Origin of the sequence: Porphyrobacter sp. ULC335 (assembly GCF_025917005.1) — a bacterium.
Taxonomy (GTDB): Bacteria; Pseudomonadota; Alphaproteobacteria; order Sphingomonadales; family Sphingomonadaceae; genus Erythrobacter.
The window spans coordinates 1,297,015-1,316,601 of the sequence record NZ_CP078091.1 but is presented as its reverse complement, the minus strand read 5'-3'; the positions used below and the strand labels follow the sequence as shown (position 1 = coordinate 1,316,601).

Here is a 19,587-nt window from a genome sequence, read left to right as displayed (position 1 = left end):
CGCTCCCTGCGCGCCCGCGTCAATCGAGATTCGGCCGCAGCCAGCGCTCTGCCGTCGCCACGTCAACGCCGCGCCGCGCGGCATATTCCTCTACCTGATCGCGGCCCACGCGGGCGACGCCGAAATACTGGCTTTCGGGATGGCCAAAGTAGAAGCCGGAAACCGCAGCCGTCGGCCACATGGCGAAGCTTTCGGTCAGCGTCAGGCCGGTGTTCTTCGGCGCGTCGAGCAGGTCGAACAGGATCGGCTTCAGCGAGTGATCGGGGCAGGCGGGATAGCCCGGCGCCGGGCGGATGCCGCGATATTGCTCCTTGATCAGCGCCTCGCAGGTGAGCTGCTCGCCCGGGGCATAACCCCACAGCGTGGTGCGCACGTGCTGGTGCAGCGCCTCGGCAAAGGCCTCGGCAAAGCGGTCGGCGAGCGCCTTCAGCAGGATATCCGAATAATCGTCCTTGTCGGCCTGGAAGCGCGCCGAGTGCGGGTCGATCCCGTGAATGCCGACCGCAAAGCCGCCGATCCAGTCGCCGTTCGGGTCGATGAAATCGGCCAGGCACATGTTGGCCCGGTCGCGCGATTTCTTGACCTGCTGGCGCAGGAAGGGAAGGCGCACATGCTCCTCGGTTTCCGGCAGGTGGATGGTCACATCGTCCCCGTCACGCGCGCAGGGCCACAGGCCCGCCACGCCGCGCGCGGTCAGCCACTTTTCGGCGATGATCTGGTCGAGCATCGCGTTGGCATCGGCAAACAGCTGCGTCGCGGTTTCGCCCACCACTTCGTCGGTGAGGATCGCGGGGTAATTGCCGTGCAACTCCCATGCGCGGAAGAACGGCGTCCAGTCGATGAAGCCGCGCAGGTGCTCCAGCGACCAGTCGGGAAACACATGCACCCCCGGCTGCTCGGGCGGAGCGGGCTTGTCCGACAGATAGGCGTCGTAGAAATTCGCCCGCGCGTCCTCGAGGCTGAGCAGCACGCTCTGCGACTTGCCCGCGCGCGCATCGCGCACGTGGATATATTCGTCTTCGACCTGCGCGACATATTCATCGCGCTGGGTGTCGGAGAGCAGCTTGGACGCCACGCCCACCGCACGGCTCGCGTCGAGCACGTGGATCACCGGGCCTTCGTAAGCCGGGTCGATCTTCAAGGCGGTGTGCACCTTGGATGTGGTCGCCCCGCCGATCAGCAGCGGCATGGTCATGCCGGCGCGCTGCATTTCCTCGGCGACCGTGACCATCTCGTCGAGCGAAGGGGTGATGAGGCCGGAAAGCCCGATCATGTCGGCCTTGTTGTCATTGGCGGATGCGAGGATCGTGGGCCACGGCACCATCACGCCAAGGTCGATCACGTCATAGCCGTTGCACTGGAGCACGACGCCGACGATATTCTTGCCGATGTCGTGCACATCGCCCTTCACCGTCGCCATGATGATCTTGCCCTTGGCCTTGCGCTCTTCCTCGGGGAGCAGGTCTTTCTCGGCCTCGATATAGGGGATGAGGTGGGCCACGGCCTTCTTCATCACGCGGGCGGATTTGACCACCTGCGGCAGGAACATCTTGCCGGAACCGAACAGGTCGCCGACCACGTTCATGCCGTCCATCAACGGGCCTTCGATCACTTCGATCGGGCGGCCACCGGCTTCGGCGATGGCGGCGCGCATGATTTCGGTATCGTCGACGATATGCGCGTCGATCCCCTTGACCAGCGCGTGTTCGAGCCGCTTTTCGACCGCCCAGCCGCGCCATTCCTCGGCAGCCTTTTCATCGGCGACCGACTTGCCCTTGAAGCTTTCGGCGAGCGTGATGAGGCGCTCGGTCGCGTCGGGATCGCGGTTGAGGATCACGTCCTCGCAGGCGTCGCGCAGCGCCGGGTCGATCTGGTCGTAAACGTCCAATTGCCCGGCGTTGACAATCGCCATGTCGAGGCCCGCCGGAATGGCGTGATAGAGGAACACCGAATGCATCGCGCGGCGCACGGGCTCGTTGCCGCGGAAGCTGAAGCTGAGGTTGGACAACCCGCCCGAATAATGGGCGTAGGGGCAGAGCTCGCGCAGTTCCTTCACCGCTTCGATGAAGTCGACGCCGTAGTTGTTGTGTTCCTCGATCCCCGTCGCCACCGCGAAGATGTTGGGATCGAAAATGATGTCCTCGGGCGGGAAGCCTTCCGCCACCAGCAGATCATAGGCGCGCTTGCAGATTTCGACCTTGCGCTGCTTGGTGTCGGCCTGACCGACCGTGTCGAAGGCCATGACGACCACCGCCGCGCCGTAATCCATGCAGATGCGGGCGTGTTCGAGAAAGGCTTCCTCGCCCTCCTTCATGCTGATCGAATTGACGATCGGCTTGCCGCTGACGCACTTCAGCCCCGCCTCGATCACGTGGAATTTCGAGCTGTCGATCATCACCGGCACGCGGGCGATGTCCGGTTCGGCGGCGATCAGTTTCAGGAAGGTCGTCATCGCGTGGACCGCGTCGAGCAGCCCTTCGTCCATGTTGACGTCGATCACCTGCGCGCCGTTTTCGACCTGCTGGCGCGCGACTTCCACGGCCGCAGCGTAATCGCCCGCCATGATCAGCTTCTTGAACGCGGCCGAGCCGGTGACGTTGGTGCGTTCACCGATATTGATGAAGCGGGCGGAGGAAGAGGGTTGGTTCATTTTCAATATTTCCGTTCGCCTCGAGCGTAGTCGAGAGGCCCCGCTTTTGTGTCTCGACTTCGCTCGACACGAACGGGCTTGGTTGTTCTATGCAGCAATAAAGGCCTCAAGCCCCGCGAGCCGCATGGCGGGCTCGGGGTGCGGCACCGTGCGCGGCGCTGACTTGGCCACCGCCCGCGCAATCGCGGCGATGTGATCCGGCGTCGATCCGCAGCAACCGCCCAGCAGATTGACCTGCCCGTGATCCGCCCAGTCAGCGACCAGCCCAGCGGTCGTTTCGGGCGCTTCGTCATATTCGCCCAGCTCGTTGGGGAGCCCTGCGTTGGGGTAGATCAGCAGCAGCGTGTCCGCGATCTGCGAGAGCACCTTCACATGCGGGCGAAGCTGCTCCGCGCCGAAGCTGCAATTGAGCCCGATGGTGAGCGGCTTGGCATGGCGCACCGCGTACCAGAACGCCTCGACCGTGTGGCCGGACAGGTTGCGACCCGAAAGGTCAGTGAGCGTCATCGAGATCATCAGCGGGATGTCCTGCCCCGTCTCCCGCTCCAGCTGCTTGACCGCCATGATCCCGGCCTTGGCGTTGAGGGTATCGAACACGGTTTCGATCAGGATGAAGTCCACCCCGCCCGCAACCAGCGCTTCGGCCTGTTCCTTGTAGACCGCGACGAGTTCATCGAAGTCGATCTCGCGGTAACCGGGGTCTTCGACATCGGGGCTGAGCGAGAGGGTCTTGTTGGTCGGCCCGATCGCGCCTGCGACAAAGCGGGGTCGGCCATCCTTGGCGGCATATTCATCGGCGAGCGCGCGGGCGAGCTTGCCGCTGGCGATGTTGATATCCGCCACGAGGTCCTCGGCCGCGTAATCGGCCTGGCTGATGCGGTTGGCCGAGAAGGTGTTGGTCGAAACCACATCCGATCCCGCTTCCAGATAGGCGCGGGTGATGTCGCCGATGACATCGGGGCGGGTCAGCGCGAGGATGTCGTTATTGCCCTTCTGGTCGGCGGGCAGGCCCAGCGAACCGGCATAATCCGCCTCGGTCAGCTTGCGGTTCTGGATCTGCGTCCCGAACGCGCCGTCGAAGATCAGCACGCGCTCCGCGGCAGCGGCGAGGAGTTGCTGGCGGGCGCTCATGCGGTCTCTCCAACAGGGCGCTTCCCGAGCATGTGGCAGATCGCATAGGCCAGTTCGGGGCGGTTGAGGGTGTAGAAGTGGAAATCGCGCACCCCGCCCGCATAGAGCCGGCGGCAGAGTTCGGCGGCGACCGTGGCGGCAACCAGCTGGCGCGCGGCGGGCTTTTCGTCGAGGCCTTCGAACAGCCCGTCCATCCACGCCGGGATCGCCGCACCGCAGGCGGTGGCGAACTTGCGCGCCTGGGCGACATTGGTGACAGGGAGGATGCCGGGCAGGATCGGCGCATCGATCCCGCTCGCGGCGCAGGCATCGCGGAAGCGGAAGAACGCCTCGGGCGAGAAGAAGAACTGGCTGATCGCGCGGGTCGCCCCGGCGTCAAGCTTGCGCTTCAGGTTGTCGATATCGTCCTGCGGGCTGAGCGCATCGGGGTGGGTTTCGGGATAGGCGGCGACCGAAATCTCGAAATCGGCGATCTCCTTGAGGCCCGTCACCAGTTCGGCCGCGCTAGCGAAGCCTTCGGGGTGCGGGGTGAAGGGCGCGCCGGGTTCGCCCGCGTCGCCGCGCAGCGCGACGATGTGGCGCACGCCCGCTTCCCAATATTGCTCCGCCACCTCGCGGATTTCCGCCTTGGATGCGGCAACGCAGGTGAGATGCGCGGCGGCGGGGAGACCGGCTTCGGCAATGATCCGGGCGACGGTCGCATGGGTGCGTTCACGGGTCGATCCGCCCGCGCCGTAGGTCACCGAAACGAAGCTGGGGGCAAGCGGCTGCAACTGCGTCACCGCGTCCCACAGCTGTTCTTCCATCTTGGCGCTTTTGGGCGGGAAGAATTCGAAGCTGACCGCGACATCGCCCGGCAGTCCCGAAAACAGCGGGGTATCGGTGGCGGTGCGGTATTCGTTGAGCTGGTCGAGGGTAGGGGTCATCGGGCAGTTTCCAGAGCAGGGGTCTTGGCAGGGGAAGCGGCGGCGGCACGGCGCTTGCCGATCCAGATCTTCACGATCAGCTCGCCACCTTCGAGCGCGAGCGGGGGACTGGCGGTGAAGCCGGCGGCGCGCAGCAATTCGGCCATCTGGCGGTCGGTGAAGCCGAGGCGTGCGTGCTGGTGGCGGGTGCGCAGTTCCTCGTGATCGTGGCTGGCGAAATCGACAATCGCGATCCGCCCGCCGCTGCGCAGCACGCGCGCGGCCTCAGCCAGCGCGGGCGCGGGATCGGTGGCGAAGTGCAGCACCTGATGCAGCAGCACGGTATCGAAACCGGCATCGGGGAACGGCAGATCAGCAAAATCGCCCTGCACCAGCTCGATCCGGGCGGTGGGCAGATGCTGGAGCTTGGCTCGGGCGACACGCAGCATTTCCAGATTCTTGTCGAGCGCGACGATGCGGTCGGCCTGCGGCGCGAACAGTTCCGCCATCCGGCCGGTGCCGGTGCCGATGTCGAGCAGCGCGCCGAGCGGCGCTTCGGCCAGCGCATCGGCAAGGTGGCGTTCGACCTCGGCGTCGGCGCTGTGGAGCGCGCGCAGATCGTCCCACTCGCCGGCGTGGCGCGCGAAATAGGTTTCGGCCGCAGCCTCGCGCGATTCGCGGATCGCGGCGAGCTTGCGCCGGTCAGCTTCGCACAAGGCGGCAAAGGCGGGTTCGGTGGTTTCGGCAAGAGCGAGCAGATCCTGCACGGCGGCAATCACTGCCCCGCTCGATTCGCTCTGGCGCAGGAACACCCAGCTGCCTTCGCGGCGGCGCTCGGCCAGGCCGACATCGCACAGGATGCCGACATGCCGCGACACGCGCGGCTGGCTTTGCCCGAGCACCTGCGCGAGTTCGCCCACGGCCAGCTCCATCGTCCCGAGCAGGCGGGCGATGCGCAGCCGGGTCGGATCGCCCAGCGCTTTGAAGATGTCCTCGATCACCATGGTGAGGGCATCATATAAAGATATTTTTATATGTGTAAATCGTCCTCGGAAGGGTGCGGCGCCAATTTGCGCTTCACGGGGCCGCGCTTGGTCCTTCGTCAGTCAATCCTGATCGCCGCTGCCCCACTGATCGGCCGGAACGTCTCGGTCCGGGCGGGCAGATCGGCACCGGTATTGTAGAGCGCGACAGCCGCTTCGATAACGGGGGCGGCATCATGGGCAGTGACGGCGACCAGACAGCCGCCAAAGCCTGCCCCCGTCAGCCGCACGCCGCCCGCATCGTCCAGCCCTTCCGCGATCAACGCCGCCAGCCGGTCAATCTGCGGCAGCGAGACATCGAAATCCGCTGAGAGCGACAGGTGCGCCTCGCGCATGACCTCGGCCAGCAGAGCCGTGTCGCCCTGCGCCAGCGCCGTGCCGACCGGTTCGACCCGCTGGATTTCCCCGACCACGTGCCGCGCGCGGCGATAGAGCGTGGGATCGAGCGAATCCTGCGCCGCCTCAAGCGTGGCCCAATCGAGATCGCGCAGGGCCTTCAGCCCGAAATGCGCCGCCACTGCCTCGCATTCGGCGCGGCGCTGGTTGAATGCACTCTCGGTCAGACTGCGGCGGATGCCGGTGTCGATCACCGTGATGGCAAGGCTCGGGTGGACCGGGATCGGCATGTGTTCCAGCGTCCGGCAATCGAGCAGCAGCGCATGGTCCGCCACGCTCGCCGCCGATGCCATCTGGTCCATGATCCCGCAGGCGCAGCCGACGAAATCATTCTCGGCAATCTGCGCCACCTTGGCGAGCATGGTCGGCGAAAGCCCCAGCCCCGAATGTTCCGAACAGGCCAGCGCCACCGCCACGCCGAACGCCGCCGAGGAGGAAAGCCCCGCGCCGATCGGCACGTCGCCAGCAATCGCGATCCGCGCCGGCTTGACCCGGTGGCCATAGCGTCCCAGCGCCTGGATCACCCCGCGCACGTGGTTCTGCCAGTTATTCTCGCCCTGCCGAATCGGGCCGACCAGATCGAAGCTGTCCCGCGCGCTGGCCATTTCGCCCATATCGAGCGCGACAGCCTCGAAGCGCGGCACCGGGTCATCCCTGTCCGCCGGGCCAAGCGCCACGATCGCCTCGCGGTCGATTGCGCAGGGCAGGACATAGCCATCATTGTAATCGACATGCTCGCCGATCAGGTTCACCCGGCCCGGCGCCGCAAAAAAGTGCGTCGGCTCTGCCCCGTAGGCAAGCCGGTAGCCCTGCCTTGCGCGGGCCATCAGTTTTTCGCGGCGGTCCATGTCGTGTCTTTTCCCTCTTCAGGCCCGGTAATGCACTGACCCGCTGACGGAACGCAACATCTCCGCTGCCCGCTCGGGCGTGAGATCGCGCTGCGGTTCTGCCAGCATTTCGTAGCCGACCATGAATTTGCGCACCGATGCCGAACGCAGCAGCGGCGGATAGAAATGGGCGTGGAGCTGCCAGTGATCCTGCGCGCCCGCCGTGAAAGGTGCCCCGTGCCAGCCCATCGAATAGGGAAAGCTGGTCTGGAACAGGTTGTCGTAGCGGGTGGTCAGCGCCTTGAGGATCGCGGCGAGGCTGGCGCGCTGGCTGGCGGTCAGATCGGGCATCCGCTGCACGGCAAAGCGCGGCAGCAGCAGCGTTTCGAACGGCCATGCCGCCCAGAAGGGCACCACGGCCAGCCAATCATCATTGCTCTCGACCACCCGCTCACCCGAGGACGCCTCGCGCGTCGCCACGTCGAGCAGCAGCGGGCGGCCATGGGCGGCGTAGTAATCGCGCTGCTGTGCGTCCTCGGTGGCGGTTTCCTTCGGCAGATGCGCGGTTGCCCAGACCTGTCCGTGGGGATGGGGGTTGGAACACCCCATCATCGCGCCCTTGTTCTCGAACACCTGCACACTGGCGAAGCGCGCGCCGAGTTCGGCAGTCTGGTCGGCCCAGCAATCGACCACGCTGCGCAATTGCACTGGGGTAAGCAGGGGCAGCGACTTGCCGTGATCGGGTGAGAAGCAGATCACCCGGCACACGCCTGCGGAAGCCTCGACCCGGAACAGCGGATCATCGCTCGTGCCGCCCGGCGCATCTTCGGCCAACGCGGGAAAGTCATTGGCGAAGACGTAAACGCCTTCGTAGGCCGGGTTCACCTCGCCGCCGACACGGGCATTGCCGGGGCACAGGTAGCAGCCCGGATCATAGGACGGCGGCGGGGGATCGGGCGGGCTGACCTCACCCTGCCACGGCCGCCCCATGCGCTGCGGAGAAACCTGCACCCAGCCGCCGGTGAGCGGATTGAAACGCCGGTGCGGCTGGGCGAGGTCGAGCATCATCGCGCAGTCTCCGCCAACCCGGCAAAGACCTTGCGCGGCGCGAAGGCGGCCCGGCCGCCCAGCACGAAGCGGTTGAAGGCCAGCGCCGCGATAATGCTCGTCACCAGTGTCACCACCATGAAGTCGATATAGTGCAGCGGCACCGCCCCCAGGGGCTCGGCAACGAAGGTGTAGACAGCATAAAGCGCAAAGCCCCACAGCACCCCGACAATCGCCGCGCGCGATTCCACGCCGGTGAACAGCAACCCGACCACGAAGGCCGACAGGATCGGCATTGAGCTGAGCCCGTTCAACTGCTGGAGCAGGTTGATGATGCTCGTCGCCGTCGCAAACACCGGAACCAGCGCGATCGAGGTGACGGTCAGCAGCGCGGTGACGATGCTCGACAGCCGCCAGTGGCTCTCCACCTTGCCGACGAACTTCTCGTGGAAGTCGACCGCATAGAGCCCAACCGCCGCATTCATCACCGCCGCCGTGTGCGCGATCACCGCTGCGGCAATGGCGGCCGCGAACACGCCCGACAGCCATGGCGGCAGCACCTCGCCCACCAGCCTGCCATAGGCGGCATCATCGATATCGCCGAACAGCTGGAAGGCCACCACGCCCGGGATCACCACGATCGCGGGGATGATCAGGATGCGCACGCAGGCCGCCGCCAAGACGCCCTTCTGCGCCTCGCGCACATTGGGTGCGGCCATCGCCTTCTGGGTGATCGGCTGGTTGGTCGACCAGTAATAGATCTGGATGAAGATCATGCCGGTGAAGAGGGTATGGAACGGGATCGGCGAATCCGCCGCGCCCACCATCGTCAGCCGCTCTGGCGGAACGCCGCGCGCGATGTCCCAATCGACCGCATTGAGCGCCAGCACCACGATCAGCACTGCGATGGCGAGCACGCCGATGCCCGCATAGGTCTCCATCACCGCCACCGCCCGCAATCCGCCCGCCATGGTATAGGCCGCCGCCACCACGCCCAAGAACGCCGCCAGCACCAGCAGCGGCAGATCGATCCCCGCCGTCTTGAGGAACAGCGCGCCCGAATAGAGCCCGGCAGGCAGGTAGATGAGGATCATCCCGAACAGGAACAGCGCCGACACCAGCGTGCGGATGCCGCCCCCGTTATAGCGCTGTTCGAGCAGCTCGGTCACGGTCGTAACCTTGGCGCGGTAATAGATCGGAACAAACACATAGGCGAGGATCAGCAGGCCCACAAAGCCGCTGATCTCCCACCACGCGAGCAGCAGCATCTGGTTGCCGTTCATCCCCACCAGCTGATCGGTCGAGAGGTTGGTCAGCGTGATCGCCCCCGCGACGAACAGCCACGACAGCGAGTTACCGGCAAGATAGACGTCCTTGTCCGATCCGTCGTGCTTGTCCCGGCGGATGGTCAGCCAGGTCACAAGCCCGATGACCGCGGTCACCCCGAGGCATACCGCAATCTGGACCAGACTTCCGCCCGTCCCTCCGGACATCACAGCTTGCGACATTGTGCGCTTTCCCCTCTCGTTGGGGGCGGTTACAGCGCATTGGCGGGTGCCGGACAAGCCCGCGCGCACCGCTCATCACCGGTGCCGGGGTAAGGGAGAGGGCTTCGCGTGGAATTTGTCAGGCTGGACGGCGAGCGGCTGACGCTGGTGTTCGCGCTGGAGGAAGGGGGCGCGGCGGACCTCGCCTATTGCGGCGCGCGCCTTCCCGATGGCGACGATCTGGCGATTCTCGCAACCGCCAGCGCGCGCGGGCGGCACGAAAGCCAGCCCGATGTGCCGCCGGTGCCGGGACTGCTCCCCGAAGGCAAGGCGGGGTGGAGCGGGATGCCTGCGGTGCGCCTGCGCGAACGCACAGACCACGCCTCCACCGAATGTGCCACCGATTTCCGCCTCGTCGCCTGGGAGCATTACCCGACCGAGCTGATCCTCACCTTCCATGACGCCTTGCTCGGCGTCGATATCGAGCAATGCTGGTGGATCGGCACGTCGGGCATGGTCTGCACAGAAGCTTTCCTCACCAGCGGCGGCGGGCGCAAGCTCGTCCTCGACCGGCTGAGCGCGCTCGCCCTCCCCATTCCCCGCCGTTTCACCCACCTCACCAGCTTCACCGGGCGCTGGGCGGGAGAGATGCGCGAGCACAGCCGCCCGGTCGCGCCAGAAGGCTTAGCCCGCACCTCGGTCGCCGGCAAGCCGGGCTTTGCGGGCGGCAATTGGCTGATCCTCGAAGACCCTGCCTCGGGCGAAGTGCTGGGCGCGCACCTTGCGTGGAGCGGCGATCACGATACCCGCATCGACGTGGACTTGGTGGGCAGCGCCGACGGGCGCGCGGTGCTCCAGATGGGCGCAGCGTGGGACGGGGGGGAGGTCGATCTCGAACACGGCGTCGGCTACCGGACACCCACGGCGATGTTCGCACTTGCCCCCGACCGGTCGGCTCTGGCGCAAGTGTTCCACGATCATGCCCGCGCCATTCTCCCGAACCGCAAGGCCTGGGGCCTGCGCAAGGTGCATCTCAATTCGTGGGAGGCGCTGGGGTTCAACCTTTCCGAAGACGCCCTGATCGCGCTCGCCGAAGACGCCGCAAGCCTCGGCATCGAACGCTTCGTGCTGGACGACGGCTGGTTCGGTGGACGCCGCAACGACCAGACCAGCCTCGGTGATTGGTTCGTCTCGCCCGACATCTTCCCGAATGGTCTCGGCCCACTGATCGACCACGTGAAGTCGCTCGGCATGGATTTCGGCCTGTGGGTCGAGCCCGAGATGGTCTCGCCCGTCAGTGACCTTTACCGCACGCACCCCGACTGGAGCCTGCAACAGGATGGCCGCGACAAGTCAACGATGCGCGGCCAGCTCGCACTCGACATGGCGCGGGCGGAGGTGTGCGATTACCTGTTCGAACGTCTCGACGCCCTGCTGCGCGCGTACGACATCGCCTACCTCAAGTGGGATCACAACCGCGACCTCTTCCCCTCAGCGCCCCGGCAGACAGAGGGCTTCTACGCCCTGCTCGACCGTCTTCGCGCCGCGCACCCGCACGTGGAAATCGAAAGCTGTTCAAGCGGCGGGGGGCGGATCGACTATGGCGTGCTCAGCCGTGTCCACCGCGTCTGGCCCTCCGACAACAACGACGCCATCGAGCGCCTGCGGATTATCCCGGCATGGTCGCAGTTCCTGCCGCTCGAAGTGCTGGGCAGCCATGTCGGCCCTTCGCCCAATCCGATCACCGGGCGCAGGCTCGCGATGGACTTCCGCGCCAAGGTCGCGGTGTTCGGGCACATGGGGGTGGAGGCCGATCCGGCCCGCATGAGCGAAAAGGAGCGCGAGACCCTCGCCGCGCATATCGCGCTCTACAAGGCATGGCGCGGGGTGTTGCACGCAGGCGCGCTCCACCACCTCGCGCATCCCGATCCGAACGTCACATTGATTATGGTGACGCACGAAGGCAGGGCGCTGGCGCTCGCAGCGCAGACGGCGTTCTCGCCGGTGTTCGATGCCGCTCCCTTGCGGCTCGCGGGCCTTGAGCCGCAGGCGCGTTACCGCGTCACCCTGCCTGACCCTTGGCCACCCCGCGCGCGGCACTACCTCGCCAACCCGGACGCATGGCGCGAAGGGCTGACCCTTTCGGGCGCGGTGCTGATGGGCCATGGCCTTGCCCTCCCCCTCACCCATCCCGAAACCGCGTGGCTGATCGCGCTGGAGAGACTGCCGCAATGAAACTCGGCTGCTGCTACTATCCCGAACACTGGCCGGAAGAATGGTGGGCCGAGGACGCACGCCGCATGGCCGAGATGGGCCTGAACCTCGTGCGCATCGGCGAATTCGCGTGGAGCCGGATCGAGCCGGAAGGCGGCGCCCGTTATGACTGGGGCTGGCTCGACCGCGCCATCGAAACGCTGCACGCGGCGGGGCTGAAAGTGATCCTCGGCACGCCGACCGCGACCCCGCCCAAGTGGCTGGTCGACGCGATGCCCGACATGGTCGCCATCGACGAACAGGCCCGCCCGCGCGGCTTCGGGTCGCGGCGGCACTATTGCTTCAGCCACGAAGGCTATCGCGCGGAATGCCGCCGCATCACCGCCGCGCTGGCGACCCGCTACGGCCAGCACCCCGCCATCGCCATGTGGCAGACCGACAATGAATATGGCTGCCACGATACGGTCTTGAGCTTCTCCGCCGCAGCCGCATCCGCGTTCCGGGGCTGGCTGGCAGCGCGCTACGGCACGCCCGATGCGCTCAACGCAGCCTGGGGCAATGTGTTCTGGAGCATGGAGTATCGCAGCTTCGCCGAGGTCGATCCGCCGCACCTCACCGTTACCGAAGCGAACCCTGCGCACTGGCTCGACTACCGCCGCTTCGCCTCGGATCAGGTTGCGAGCTTCAACCGCGAGCAGGTCGACATCCTGCGCAAGGCTTCACCGGGCGTCGACATCACCCACAACTTCATGGGCTTCTTCACCGAGTTCGATCACCACGATGTGGGCCGCGATATCGACGTGGCGACGTGGGATTCCTATCCGCTCGGCTTCCTCGAACAGTTCTGGTTCTCGCGCGAGGAGAAGCAGGCCTATCTGCGGCAGGGCCACCCCGATATCGCCGCCTTCCACCATGACCTTTACCGGGGGTGTTCGAACGGTCGCTGGGGGGTGATGGAACAGCAGCCGGGGCCGGTAAACTGGGCGCGCTTCAACCCTGCACCGCTGCCGGGCATGGTCGCTCTGTGGACGCTGGAGGCCTGCGCGCATGGGGCAGAGCTGACGAGCTATTTCCGCTGGCGGCAGGCGCCGTTCGCGCAGGAACAGATGCACGCGGGGCTCTTGCGCCCTGACAGCAGCGAGGCCGAGGCGGCGGACGAAGTGCGCGCGGCGGCGGCGGTGCTGGCGGAGATCGGCCCGCAGACCTGCGCCAAGGCTCCGGTCGCGCTGGTTTTCTCCTATGAGGCGGCGTGGACCATCGGCATCCAGCCCCAGGGGCAGAGCTTCCGCTATCTCGAACTGGTCTTCGAATGGTATTCGGCGCTGCGGCAGCAGGGGCTCGACGTCGATATCGTCGCGCCGGGGGCCGATCTGTCAGGCTACCGCATGGTGCTGGTGCCGACCTTGCCGATCATCCCCGAAGGCTTCGCCGAGAAGCTGGCGGCGCTGGATTGCCCTGTGCTGATCGGCCCGCGTTCGGGCAGCAAGACGGCAAGCTTCTGCATTCCCGAAGGCCTTGCGCCCGGCGCGTTGCGCGATCTGATCCCCCTCACCATCACCCGCGTCGAGAGCCTGCGTGACGGTGTGGCTGAACCCGCAGAAGGCTTTGCCGTCACCCGCTGGCGCGAGGATGTGGCGAGCGACCTCGCTCCCGAACTCGCGGATTCCGGGGGGCGGGGCGTCGTTTACTACAAGGACGGCGTGCGATATTGCACGGTCTGGCCCGACCGCGCCTTGCTGAAGCTGCTGGTGGAACGCATGGCGGGCGAAGCCGGTGTGGAATTGCTCGCTTTGCCCGACGGAATCCGGGTGCGGCGCACGCAAGCCCATGTTTTTACGTTCAATTACGCGGCCACACCGGTTTTTGTGCCCCATCTAGAGGCCACTTTGCCCCCCGCCAGCTGGCACCTAGACCCCCGCTAGCCCCGTTTAGACCCCCTCCAGACCCCTCCTAGACCCCCGCCAAAAGCCGCCGGTAATGCGATTCCAGCGTTTCCTGTCCGAATTCGGGGGTGAGGTCGGCGGAATACTCGCCGGTCGCCGGATCGATCACCAGCATCGATTCGGTGGCGTAGTAATGGGCGATCCGGGCATATTCGGCCTTCTCGGCGAACCAGGCAGAAAACGGCGCGCCAAGTCCCAGAACGCGACCGGCCCAGGTGAACATCTTCGGCGATACGGACTTGAATTTCGGCGTTTTTCCCGTTGCCTCGAACAGCATCTCCCCCGCATCGCGCAGGGAAAGCGCCGGGCCGGGACCGCCGATGGGAAGAATTTTGCCTGACATTTCAGGGTTGTCGATGCACCCGGCGATAAACCGCGCCAGATCATCATCGCTGATCGGCTTGCAGCGGGTCAGATTGCCGTCGCCAAAGATCAGGAAAGGCTTACCCGCTTTCACCCTTTTTGCCTGTCCGGACAGTGACTTGAAGAAGGCGGTGGGGCGGACGATGGTGTAACCGATCCCGCTCGCCGCCAACTCCGCCTCGAAGGCGAGTTTGGCGTGCTGGAAGGCGAGCAAGGGCTTCTGCACGCAGATCGCCGAAAGCAAGATGAAGTGCTCAGCTCCCGCCGCCTGTGCTGCTGCGAGCAGGTCGGAATTGGCACCATAATCAACGGCCAGCGCATCATGCGGCGCGCCCGAGCGCGAGGCGATGCAGGAAATCACCACATCGATTCGATCATCCGCCAACCCTTCCGCAAGCGCATCAACCTCGGCGATCGCGCCGCGTGGAAGGGCCGCAACATAGTGCCCGTCCGCCTCAAGCCGCCGCAGCACCGCTGCGCCTATCGTCCCGCTCGCCCCGGCAAGGGCAATGCGGCGCGGCGTCGGGGTGGTTGCGGTCATCCCCGCTCCCTAGCGCGCCAAACCCAGCCGCAAAAGTGCGAGTTGCCGCAAGCCCTCCACACGCCCAGCTTCGCCGCTGCGCTTGGGGAGAGGCGCCGGACATGCAGGACCCGTATATCTACGTCGCGATCGTCAGCGCTCTGGCGCTACTCGCCTATTACTTCACGCTGCTCATGGCCGGGATTGCGCGGGTCAAGTTCAAGGTGCCTGCGCCCTCGCATGAAGGGCCGGAGGAATATGTCCGCCACGTGCGCGCGCATCTCAACACATTGGAACATCTCGTGCTTTTTCTCCCGGGCTTGTGGCTGTTCGCCTATGTGGTGAGCCCGATCTGGGCGGCGGGGATCGGGGCAATCTGGCCGCCGATGCGTGTGCTCTATGCGATCGGCTATCACAAGGCCGCCGACAAGCGGCGACTGCCGCTCTACATCTCGATGCCGCCGATCTATATCTTCGTTCTCGGCTCGCTGATCGGCGGGATCGTGAAGCTGGTTGAGGGAGCTTGAGGAATGGCCGATTACGACCTTGTGATCCGCGGCGGTACAATTGCCGACGGGACAGGCGGAGATCTGATCGAGGGCGATGTTGCCATCAGCGGCGGGCGGATCGCCGCGATCGGGCAGGTCAGCGGGAGCGGCGCGGAGGAGATCGACGCCAAGGGCAGGATCGTCACCCCCGGCTTCATCGACGTCCACACCCATTACGACGGCCAATGCATCTGGGCCGAAGAGCTTTCGCCTTCGTCCTCGCACGGGGTCACGACAGCGGTGATGGGCAATTGCGGCGTCGGCTTCGCCCCCTGCCGCAAGACCGATCACGAAATGCTCATCAACGTCATGGAAGGGGTCGAGGACATCCCCGGCGTGGTCATGACCGAGGGACTCGATTGGGACTGGGAAACCTTCCCCGAATATCTCGACAAGGTCGCCGCCGGAAAGCGCGACATCGACATTGCCGCCTACCTGCCGCACTCGCCTTTGCGGGTCTATGCGATGGGCGAGCGCGGCGCGGCGCGCGATATCGCCACAGAGGATGACCTTGCGATGATGCGCCGCCTCACCGCCGAAGCGATGCACGCGGGCGCAATCGGCTTTGCGACGTCGCGGCTCTCCATCCACAAGACCGCCGATGGCGCGGCGATCCCGACCTTCGACACCGATATCGCCGAGCTTGAGGCGATTGGCCGCGGCATGGCAGATGCCGGTGCGGGGACCTTCCAGGTGGTGCTCGATGCCTTTGTCGGGTGGGACAAGGAGTACCGGGTGATCGAGCGGATGATCGCGGCTTCGGGCCGCCCTGCGACTTTCACTCTCGCTTCGGGCAATGACGCCCCGCCGCGCTGGCGGCGGGTGCTGGAAATGCTGGAGGCCACCAATGCCGCAGGCGGCGTCGCCAACGCACAGGTGATGCCGCGCCCGATCGGGCTGATCGCCGGGCTGGAACTGACAGTGCACCCCTTCGTGCTCTGCCCGAGCTGGGCCAAGATCGCGCACCTCTCTATCCCCGAACAGGTCGCCGCGATGCGCGACCCTGCCCTGCGCGCCGCGCTCATCACCGAGGATTTCACCCCCGGCCACCCGTTCAACGAACTGGCGCGCAACTGGCGCTGGTTGTTCCCGCTGGACAATCCCCCCGACTACGCCCCGCCGGCGCACATGAGCATGACCGGCCAAGCCGCTGCGCGTGGGCGCACGCCGCAGGAGATCGCTTACGACCGGCTGCTCGAAACCGAAGGGCGCGGGCTGTTCCTTGCTGCACTGGGCAATTACGAGAACGCCTCGCTGGAGAGCGCGCACGAGATGCTCCGCCACCCGCACTGCGTCCCCGGTTTGGGCGATGGCGGCGCGCATTACGGGGCAATCTGCGATGCGAGCTATTCGACGTATCTGCTGACGCAGTTCGTGCAGAAGGACGGCCCGCTCAAGCTGGGTCTGGCCGAAGCGGTGCACATGCTCGGCCAGAAGGCGGCGCGCGCGGTGGGCTTCACGGACCGGGGCACGCTGCACGTGGGCGGACGGGCCGATCTCAATGTGATCGACCTCGACGGCCTCACCCTGCACCTCCCCGAAGTCGTGCGTGATCTTCCCGCAGGCGGCCGCCGGTTGCACCAGCGCGCGACCGGTTACGAGGCGACCATCGTCGCAGGCGAGGTGATCCGCCGCTTCGACCAGTCGACCGGTGCGCGGCCAGGCAAGCTGGTGCGCGGGGCGGGGTATCGCGCGGCGGCCTAGAACGTAGAGGTGCCGATCCCGCCATCGACCACCAGCGACTGGCCCGTGACGTAACTCGCCTGCGCCGAGCAGAACATCGCCACCATTGCGCCCAGATCCTCGGCATCGCCGAAGCGACCGGCGGGCAGGCGCACCGCATTCACGAAGGCGGCGACCTCCTCGTCATAGCTGCGCCCGTTTGCCGCCGCGCGCGGGGCCAGCACCTCCTCGATCCCCGGCGTGTGGTGCATCCCCGGCAGCACCGAGTTGATCGTGACATTGTGCTTCGCCAACTCCTTGGAGATCGCGTGGCAATAATTCGCCAGTGCTGCCCTCGGCGGGCCCGAAAGCACGCGCATGGCGGCGGGATACTTGGCCGCCCCCGTGCTGATATTGATGATCCGGCCCCAGCGCCGTGTGACCATCGGGCCGGTCACCGCCTTGATGTATTCGATCGGGCTGAGCAGCGCGGTCGCCACGGAAGTCTCGAAATCCTCGCGCGAGACTTCGCGGAAATCGCCGGTGAAAGGCGGCGGAGCGCAGGTGGCGACGAGGATATCGGGATCAGGGATCACAGCGAGGATTGCCTTGCGCCCTTCGTCCGAGGCGTGGTCGGCGACCAGCGGGTGAACTGTGGCACCGGTCTCGGCGGCGATGGCGCGGCAGGTCGCCTCGAGCCGTTCGGCCCCGCGCGCGGAGATGAACACCTCGCATCCCTCGCACGCCAAGGCCAGCGCAGCGCCGCGCCCCATGCCTGCACTTCCGCCGTTGACCAGCGCCCGGCGCCCCGCAATTCCCAGATCCATCGCCGCATCCCCTTCGCGTTGCGAGCCGCCCTTGTGGCGCGGGCGCGGGGCTAGCGTAAACTGGCGAACTTGCTGGCGGGTCAGCCCTGCGGCTTGGCGACGAACAGCAGACCGCGTCCTGCATCGGGGACAGGTACGAAACCCTCGGGCGCGGCCATGTCCTTGGGAAAATCGCCGACGATCCAGATGTGGGTGAACGCGCCGCGCGGCAGCTTGGCGAGCGCGCTCGACAGCTTGGGCCGTGTCTTCCCCTGGCAATCCTCGCGCTGGACGAGGTGCGAGGGATCGCGCACGAAAGGCTCGGCCGCGGGATAACGCACCTTCAGCGGATTGACGCCCGGCTGCTGCCACTGGTCATTCACAAAAGCATCGCGCCGCGCCATCGCTGCACCCGCAAGGTGATCGAGCGCGGCCAGCGCCCAAAGCGTCCGGCATGGCTTGACCGAGAAGAAGGCAACTCGCGCGCCCTGCGGCATCTTGTCCAGTGCCGGGAGCGCGGCCTGCACCGTCCGGTCCTGCGCCACATAGGCGGCGGCGGTGGTCGCCATTCGCACCCCGAAGAAGGCCAGCGCCAGTCCGCTCGCCACCAGCAGCACCTTCGAACCGAAGCGCACCGGGCCAATCGCCAGCAGCGCCATCGCAAAGGCATAGGGCAGCAGCCGCATGTCGGCAAAGGCCGAGCCGAACACGCGGAAGGGCAGGATGAAGAAGAACACGAAGCACAGCAGCGCCGTGATGCCTATGCCGCGATCAAAGCGCACGGTCTTGCTGAACAGCGCCCAGAGTAGCAGCGCGCCCACTGCCGCTAGCGACCCCAGATCGAAATCGCGCCAATAGGTCCTGAGCGGAGACAACAGCCAGTTGATCTTGAACTGGTAGGCCCAGCCCGACATTGCCGCGCCCGAGGATTCCGCGCGCCAGATCACCATCGGCACCACCGGCAAAAGCAGTGGCCAGCACGCCGCAAGGATGCGCTGCACGGCTTTGACAGGATGCATCCGCGCCGCGATCACTTCGGCCAGCATGGTCGATCCGCACATCAGGCCAAGGAACGCCCAGCCATAGGTGTGGCTCACCCAGATCGCCGCGCCCGCTGCCGCCAGCCACAGCCCCGCAGCCAGCGCGCGCTCCTGCTGGTGAAGGCGCAGCCACACGACATAGGCCAGCATCGCCAGCGCCATGCTCAGCGCGTAGTTGATGAAGCCGTAGTTGAAGGGAAAGCCGTACAACATCGGGATCGCCGCCAGAGCGAAGGGCGTGATCCGTCCGTGAACTTCGCGGCTGACCAGCAAAAGCCCCACGGCGCCCAGAAGCTGGGTCACGATCACCGCCGCACGCACCGCGCCTTCGAGTCCGAGCAACGGATGCAGCACCTGCACCAGAATGTCGCCGCCAAGGTTCCCGATCAGCTTCCACTCGTAGGTGAAGAAAGGCTGGAGCGCGGGGCGCTGGGCCAGCTCGGTCTGCACCGCATAGCGACCGAGGTGGCCGTAAAGGTCAGTCAGCGGGGCGATGCCCACCACCAGCAGCGGCGCGATGGCGGCAAGGCACACCAGCACCACCACCGGCCAGCGGTCAAGCAGCCCAAGCGGCTGCGGCGTGCCGCCCAAGGGCACGCCGGGGGTCGAAACGGAAAGGTTCATTCGGAGACTGCGGGCTTGAAGACGAAGAATTGCGAGAGGACGAAGAAGATCACGATATAGGCGCCAATCGCGGGCAGTTGCGCCAAGGCGCTATCGGCGCCGAGCACGCTCTGCGCGGCCAGCAGCACCGCGACATTGGCTCCGTATGCGACCGCGAAGGCCGCAAGGAACTTCGCCACTTCGCGCCCCGACACCGCGCCCGTCATCCCGAAGACAAACCGGCGGTTGAGGGTGAAGGACAGCGCCAGCCCCACCGCATAGCCTGCCGCGTTGGCCCCAAGCCCGCTCATTCCCGCCCACAGCCCGCCAAAGATCACCGCCCAGCCGACAGCGGAATTAGCAAGGCCGGTCAGCACGAAACGGAACAGGCGGGCGATCATC

Annotated in this window: 15 protein-coding genes; 4 read left to right on the top strand and 11 right to left on the bottom strand. The window is 66.2% G+C overall.

Annotated elements, in window-relative coordinates; genetic code table 11:
- Window positions 1–19 precede the first annotated feature (19 nt).
- The 7 genes from metH to KVF90_RS06420 form a co-directional block, all read right to left on the bottom strand.
- A complete protein-coding gene (metH, locus tag KVF90_RS06450; RefSeq protein WP_264394020.1) occupies window positions 20–2,650 on the bottom strand; it encodes a methionine synthase in 2,631 nt (876 codons plus the stop codon).
- Window positions 2,651–2,737: 87 nt separating this feature from the next.
- A complete protein-coding gene (locus tag KVF90_RS06445; protein ID WP_264394019.1) occupies window positions 2,738–3,781 on the bottom strand; it encodes a homocysteine S-methyltransferase family protein in 1,044 nt (347 codons plus the stop codon).
- Window positions 3,778–4,707, bottom strand: a complete 930-nt coding sequence (gene metF / locus KVF90_RS06440) for a methylenetetrahydrofolate reductase [NAD(P)H] (RefSeq protein WP_264394018.1) — start codon at window positions 4,705–4,707, stop codon at window positions 3,778–3,780. The genes KVF90_RS06445 and metF overlap by 4 nt, the downstream gene beginning before the upstream one ends.
- Entirely contained in the window at window positions 4,704–5,690 is a 987-nt protein-coding gene (locus KVF90_RS06435) for an ArsR/SmtB family transcription factor (protein WP_264394017.1), read from the bottom strand. Before KVF90_RS06435 ends, metF begins: the two co-directional genes overlap by 4 nt.
- A 98-nt stretch (window positions 5,691–5,788) precedes the next feature.
- Window positions 5,789–6,973 carry a galactokinase gene (gene galK, locus KVF90_RS06430; protein ID WP_264394016.1) on the bottom strand — a complete coding sequence of 395 codons (1,185 nt, stop codon included), beginning with the start codon at window positions 6,971–6,973 and terminating at the stop codon, window positions 5,789–5,791.
- A gap of 18 nt (window positions 6,974–6,991) precedes the next feature.
- On the bottom strand, window positions 6,992–8,020 hold the full coding sequence (locus KVF90_RS06425; RefSeq protein WP_264394015.1) for a UDP-glucose--hexose-1-phosphate uridylyltransferase: 1,029 nt from the start codon (window positions 8,018–8,020) through the stop codon (window positions 6,992–6,994).
- Window positions 8,017–9,507 (bottom strand): sodium:solute symporter family transporter, encoded by a 1,491-nt coding sequence (locus KVF90_RS06420; protein WP_264394014.1) that lies wholly within the window; start codon window positions 9,505–9,507, stop codon window positions 8,017–8,019. The genes KVF90_RS06425 and KVF90_RS06420 overlap by 4 nt, the downstream gene beginning before the upstream one ends.
- A gap of 108 nt (window positions 9,508–9,615) precedes the next feature.
- Here KVF90_RS06420 and KVF90_RS06415 point away from each other — a divergent pair, with 108 nt between their 5' ends.
- On the top strand, window positions 9,616–11,721 hold the full coding sequence (locus KVF90_RS06415) for an alpha-galactosidase (protein WP_264394013.1): 2,106 nt from the start codon (window positions 9,616–9,618) through the stop codon (window positions 11,719–11,721).
- Complete coding sequence (locus KVF90_RS06410) at window positions 11,718–13,622, top strand: beta-galactosidase (protein ID WP_264394012.1); 1,905 nt, start codon at window positions 11,718–11,720, stop codon at window positions 13,620–13,622. Before KVF90_RS06415 ends, KVF90_RS06410 begins: the two co-directional genes overlap by 4 nt.
- A 28-nt stretch (window positions 13,623–13,650) precedes the next feature.
- Here KVF90_RS06410 and KVF90_RS06405 read toward each other — a convergent pair whose 3' ends face one another.
- Window positions 13,651–14,547 (bottom strand): NAD(P)H-binding protein, encoded by an 897-nt coding sequence (locus tag KVF90_RS06405; protein WP_264394011.1) that lies wholly within the window; start codon window positions 14,545–14,547, stop codon window positions 13,651–13,653.
- Window positions 14,548–14,648: 101 nt separating this feature from the next.
- On the opposite strand from KVF90_RS06405, the gene KVF90_RS06400 reads away from it, so the two are divergent.
- Together KVF90_RS06400 and KVF90_RS06395 are read left to right on the top strand one after the other, a co-directional pair.
- Window positions 14,649–15,053: an MAPEG family protein gene (locus KVF90_RS06400; protein ID WP_264394010.1), complete on the top strand. Its 405-nt coding sequence runs from the start codon at window positions 14,649–14,651 to the stop codon at window positions 15,051–15,053.
- 3 nt (window positions 15,054–15,056) lie between these two features.
- Window positions 15,057–16,778 (top strand): N-acyl-D-amino-acid deacylase family protein, encoded by a 1,722-nt coding sequence (locus tag KVF90_RS06395; RefSeq protein ID WP_264394009.1) that lies wholly within the window; start codon window positions 15,057–15,059, stop codon window positions 16,776–16,778.
- On the opposite strand, the gene KVF90_RS06390 is transcribed toward KVF90_RS06395, so the two are convergent.
- The 3 genes from KVF90_RS06390 to KVF90_RS06380 all read right to left on the bottom strand — a co-directional run bounded on the left by KVF90_RS06390 (window position 16,775) and on the right by KVF90_RS06380 (window position 19,586).
- A complete protein-coding gene (locus KVF90_RS06390; RefSeq protein ID WP_264394008.1) occupies window positions 16,775–17,563 on the bottom strand; it encodes an SDR family oxidoreductase in 789 nt (262 codons plus the stop codon). The two genes, KVF90_RS06395 and KVF90_RS06390, sit on opposite strands and share 4 nt — an antisense overlap.
- 80 nt (window positions 17,564–17,643) lie before the next feature.
- Window positions 17,644–19,206 carry a hypothetical protein gene (locus KVF90_RS06385; RefSeq protein ID WP_264394007.1) on the bottom strand — a complete coding sequence of 521 codons (1,563 nt, stop codon included), beginning with the start codon at window positions 19,204–19,206 and terminating at the stop codon, window positions 17,644–17,646.
- A complete protein-coding gene (locus KVF90_RS06380) occupies window positions 19,203–19,586 on the bottom strand; it encodes a GtrA family protein (RefSeq protein WP_264394006.1) in 384 nt (127 codons plus the stop codon). Before KVF90_RS06380 ends, KVF90_RS06385 begins: the two co-directional genes overlap by 4 nt.
- Between the last annotated feature and the right edge of the window lies 1 nt (window position 19,587).